Source organism: Streptomyces sp. NPDC056161, assembly GCF_042268025.1.
Taxonomy (GTDB): Bacteria; Actinomycetota; Actinomycetes; order Streptomycetales; family Streptomycetaceae; genus Streptomyces.
The window spans coordinates 1-3,846 of the sequence record NZ_JBHJUV010000136.1; the positions used below are offsets into that span (position 1 = coordinate 1).

The window sequence follows — 3,846 nt, forward strand, 5'->3', positions numbered from 1 at the left end:
CGGGCCGGAGTCGTGGGGCCGGGGGAGCAGATCCCGGTCCGGGTCCGAGACCTCCAGTACCAGCGCCGGTCCGTGGAGGGTGAGCGTGACCTCGACACCGACGAGGGAAGTACGGCAGTGGGTCACGGCGTTGGTGACGAGTTCGCAAGCTACTTTCAAAAGTGAGTCCTAGTCGTCGCTGGTCGGAGGGGTCTCTCGATTCAGACAGGGCGGCCAGGGCGGCCACCCTCCGCGCTGGTGCCGAAGGATGGCCGCTTGTCGTGCGCTGCCCTGACCCGATGCGGCTGCCATGGGGGTTCCGTACGTCAGGTGGTGCGGGTGCCGCGTAGGGCGGCAGGCACTTCGGCCGTGGTGGCGCTCTGACGCATGGGGTTGTTCGGCTGTGCGCCGGTAAGCCGCTCGTACAGTTCGGCCTGGGCGGCTACTTCCGTGTGCAGTTCGGACCACGTGGCAGCAGTGACCGTGCGGCACAGCGGCTGCGCGGTCTGGCCGTATTCCGCCTTGAGGGCATCCACGGGGTACGGGGAAGTCGCGTACCAGTGGGCCGTGTGCTTGCCGTCAGGCGTCGAGGCGAAGGAGGTCCAGCCTTGCGGCAGTTGCGGTCGCCCGCCCTGGTGCTGCTGCGGCCGGGTCACCGTGCCATCTCCTTCTGTGCGCAGTCCGAGTGCCAGTAGGCCACGACCGGGGAGGTGTCCCCGCGGGCGAGCATGCCCCGGCGGCAGACCTCAAGGCTCTTGATCGGCTTCAGGCACGAGGGACACGTTTCGTCCTTGGGCGCGTACGTCGTGTACTCCCACTGCCCGGCGTCGGTGTCCGCCTTGGTCATCGGCTGGTCCCCGCTCGCTGGCGCCGACGGAGGATTCTGGTTGTATGGGTCACGTCATCAACCCCTTACCGGTTGGTGTCCACGCCCCCGGACCGTCGCCACGGTCGCGGGGGTCCTTCAGTGACCCACCACACTTCCGCCTCTGGCGGCGCGTTCCTACTTCGTTCCATGACCGTTAGGTACGGAGTACGTCTACCGTGAGAAGCGTGCCTAACGTCCCAGGGGGTACTTGTGAACGAAGCGCTGCGCCGTGCCATGCTTCAGGCGCGAATGACAGACCGTCAGTTAGCTGAAAAGTGCGGCGTCGACATCAAGACGGTCGGCCGATGGATCACAGAGAGCGGGCGGGTTCCCCGGGCCCGCCATCGGTGGGCCATCTGCGAGGCACTCGGGGAGGACGAGGTGACGCTGTGGCCAGCAGCCACAAAGAAGGCGATCAAGGTCGGTCCCGACCGTGAGGTGGTTTCCGTCTACCCGTATCGGTCGAGCTGCCCAGCTTCCCTGTGGCGGTCGTTGATCACCAAAGCGGAGCGAGAGCTGACCTTCGCCGGTTACACCAACTACTTCCTGTGGCTCGAACAGGCCCGGTTCGGCACCGCGTTGCGACGCAAAGCCGCTCTGGGATGCCGAGTTCGTTTCCTGCTCGGTGACCCTGACAGTGATCTCACACGGTCCCGCGAGCAAGACGAAGCTGTTGCGCTCACGCTCTCGACGCGTATCCGCGTGACACTGGCCGAGTTGGAGAAGATCAAAAGCCAACCAGGCATCGACGCGAGGTTCAGCGACGGGCACGCGCACCTGTCCGTGTTCCGCTTCGATGACGACATGATCGTCACGCCGTTGCTGACGCACAGCGTCGGCCACGACGCTCCTACGCTGCATCTGCGCCGTCATCAGGACGACGGCATGTTTGATCGCTTTGCCGCGCACGCCGAGGAACTGTGGAAGCGGGGCACTCCGGTATGGGACGAGGAGGGACATGAGTAGGCGCGACTACGAGGACGACCCGCACGCCCCGGTCGCGAACAGCTTGGTTCCGGCTGCTTCCGCCGTTGTTGTCGACGGCTCCGGGCGCATTCTGCTTCAGCGTCGGCGAGACAACGGCATGTGGGCGCTTCCCGGTGGCGCCATGAACATCGGTGAGTCGTTGCCGGACTGCGCGATTCGGGAGACCCGTGAGGAGACCGGGCTCGACGTGGAGATCACCGGCATTGTCGGGACCTACTCCAATCCCCGTCACGTCTTCGCCTACGACGATGGCGAGGTCCGGCAGGAGTTCTCCGTCTGTTTCCTGGCTCGGCCCGTGTCCGGGCAACTGGCCGTGTCCGAGGAATCCACCGATGTCCGCTGGTTCGAACCCACAGCGGTCGACGCACTCCCCATGGTCGCCGGCATCCGGAAGCGAGTGAACGACTGGCGTGATGGCAACATGCCTGCCGTCCGGTAGCCGGTACCCGCAGGTGATTGCCCGCGTCCGCCGGAGCATCAAGGTCTGAGCTGAGGACGTGCGGCCGTACCACGTCGTCGTGGGTCCTCCGGCCTCGCTGCCCGTCACGACGCCGACGTCGTCCCCGCCCGGCCTCCCGGTGAACCAGACCCTGCGCCTTCCCGTTGTAGTCACGAGCCGACAAGGAGAGAAAATGCAATATACCCCTGAAGAAAAGAAACGCTATCTGGAGCAGTTCAAGGATTTCTATGAAAGCGGCAAAGGCAGCCGGGAAAAATTCGCCAAAGAAAATGGACTGACGCCAAAAACTTTCCGCGAATGGGTAGCTGAATCGGAGAAGTATGGTGTGGAAATTGAGGTTCATGGTCGTCATATCGATGAAGAAAAGACTGCCTATCTGGAGCGGTACAAGGAGTTCCGTGGCAGCGGTAAAGGCGGCCGGAGAAAATTCGCCAAAGAAAATGGACTGGCACCCTCGACTTTCGGTAGATGGGTAGTCAAAGCGGAGAAGCGTGACGTGGACCTTAAGTTCCGGAATCGTCGCTTCAATAAACGTTCTAAAGAGAAGGTCCGGCAGATCCTCAAGGCGTGGATGGAAGACGCGGAGAGGCGGGCGTTGGCCGATTTCGCTCGTGCATGGACCGATTCCGTCATCACTGAAAGGACCATGCAGAATTGGGCGCAGAATGCGAGTAAATATGGACTGTCGCAGCAGGCGGTGGATGAATGCCGGGAGAGTCGGCGCAAGAAACGCAGCGAAAGGGCATATACATATGACGAGAAGAAGGGGTATGTAGACAGGTTTTTTGGTCAAAGTGACTCACTGGAAACGTATGCGCGAACTGAGGGCGTCCCGCGTGACACACTCAAGAATTGGGTGAAGAATGCAGAGAGATATGGCTGGGAACAGCGGCGGGTGGATCTCGCCTTGAGGAACGGGCAGGAGGCGCAAGAGCGTGGGCTCCAGGATCCCCTGGACTTTTTGCCTCAACTGAGTCCGGCTACAGGCCCGGCTCAGTTTCCCGCTCCGTTCAGTCATACTGATGCATCCCAGGCCGATCCGTCCCAGGTGGCAGAGCGGGTCATTTCGCTCTCTCTGGAAGACTGGGAGCAGTACGTGGATTACGGCGCATTCCAAGGGCATTCGCAGCAGGATGAGGTCACGGGGTTCGGTTGGGACTCGTCGGCCGTGGCTGCCCACGCTGCCGTCTCCCCGCAGGAGTTCCTGCCGGATTCCTCATCCGCTCCGGCCCTCGACAGCGATGCGTACGATCAGTATTTGCTGCCACCTGGGGTCGCGTCTCATCATCTGTCCACCGGATCGGGCCAGTCCCGGGATCACTCGTCTCGGTGGGGTGGTTGGTCGAATAATCTGTCCGGACAGGGGGCGGGTAACCAGTTCCGTCGTTCGTGAGGTGTGGGGTGTTCGTCGTGACACGGTCGGCGGGCGGTTTTGGCTGGTGGCCCGGTGGTGGCGTTGTTCTGTTGGCAGTGGTTTACGGTCGCCCGGAGCATCAGGGGCTGAGGATGTACGGCCGTACCACGTCGTCGTCGGTCTGCCAGGTGGGTGGCG

The 3,846-nt window shown here is 62.7% G+C and carries 5 protein-coding genes; 3 read left to right on the forward strand and 2 right to left on the reverse strand.

All coding sequences use genetic code 11. From position 1 onward, the window contains the following. Window positions 1-305: 305 nt before the first annotated feature. Both ACFC09_RS45855 and ACFC09_RS45860 read right to left on the reverse strand, forming a co-directional pair. Window positions 306-635: a hypothetical protein gene (locus tag ACFC09_RS45855; protein WP_376539132.1), complete on the reverse strand. Its 330-nt coding sequence runs from the start codon at window positions 633-635 to the stop codon at window positions 306-308. Further along, window positions 632-826, reverse strand: coding sequence for a hypothetical protein (locus ACFC09_RS45860; RefSeq protein ID WP_376539134.1), 195 nt, complete (start codon window positions 824-826; stop codon window positions 632-634). Before ACFC09_RS45860 ends, ACFC09_RS45855 begins: the two co-directional genes overlap by 4 nt. A gap of 231 nt (window positions 827-1,057) precedes the next feature. Between ACFC09_RS45860 and ACFC09_RS45865 the strand changes: the two genes are divergently transcribed. From ACFC09_RS45865 to ACFC09_RS45875, 3 genes are all read left to right on the forward strand, one after another. Beyond that, window positions 1,058-1,813 (forward strand): DUF5919 domain-containing protein, encoded by a 756-nt coding sequence (locus tag ACFC09_RS45865; RefSeq protein WP_376539136.1) that lies wholly within the window; start codon window positions 1,058-1,060, stop codon window positions 1,811-1,813. Beyond that, on the forward strand, window positions 1,806-2,273 hold the full coding sequence (locus ACFC09_RS45870; protein WP_376539138.1) for an NUDIX domain-containing protein: 468 nt from the start codon (window positions 1,806-1,808) through the stop codon (window positions 2,271-2,273). Before ACFC09_RS45865 ends, ACFC09_RS45870 begins: the two co-directional genes overlap by 8 nt. A 193-nt stretch (window positions 2,274-2,466) precedes the next feature. Continuing rightward, window positions 2,467-3,687: a hypothetical protein gene (locus tag ACFC09_RS45875; protein WP_376539140.1), complete on the forward strand. Its 1,221-nt coding sequence runs from the start codon at window positions 2,467-2,469 to the stop codon at window positions 3,685-3,687. Window positions 3,688-3,846: the final 159 nt, after the last annotated feature.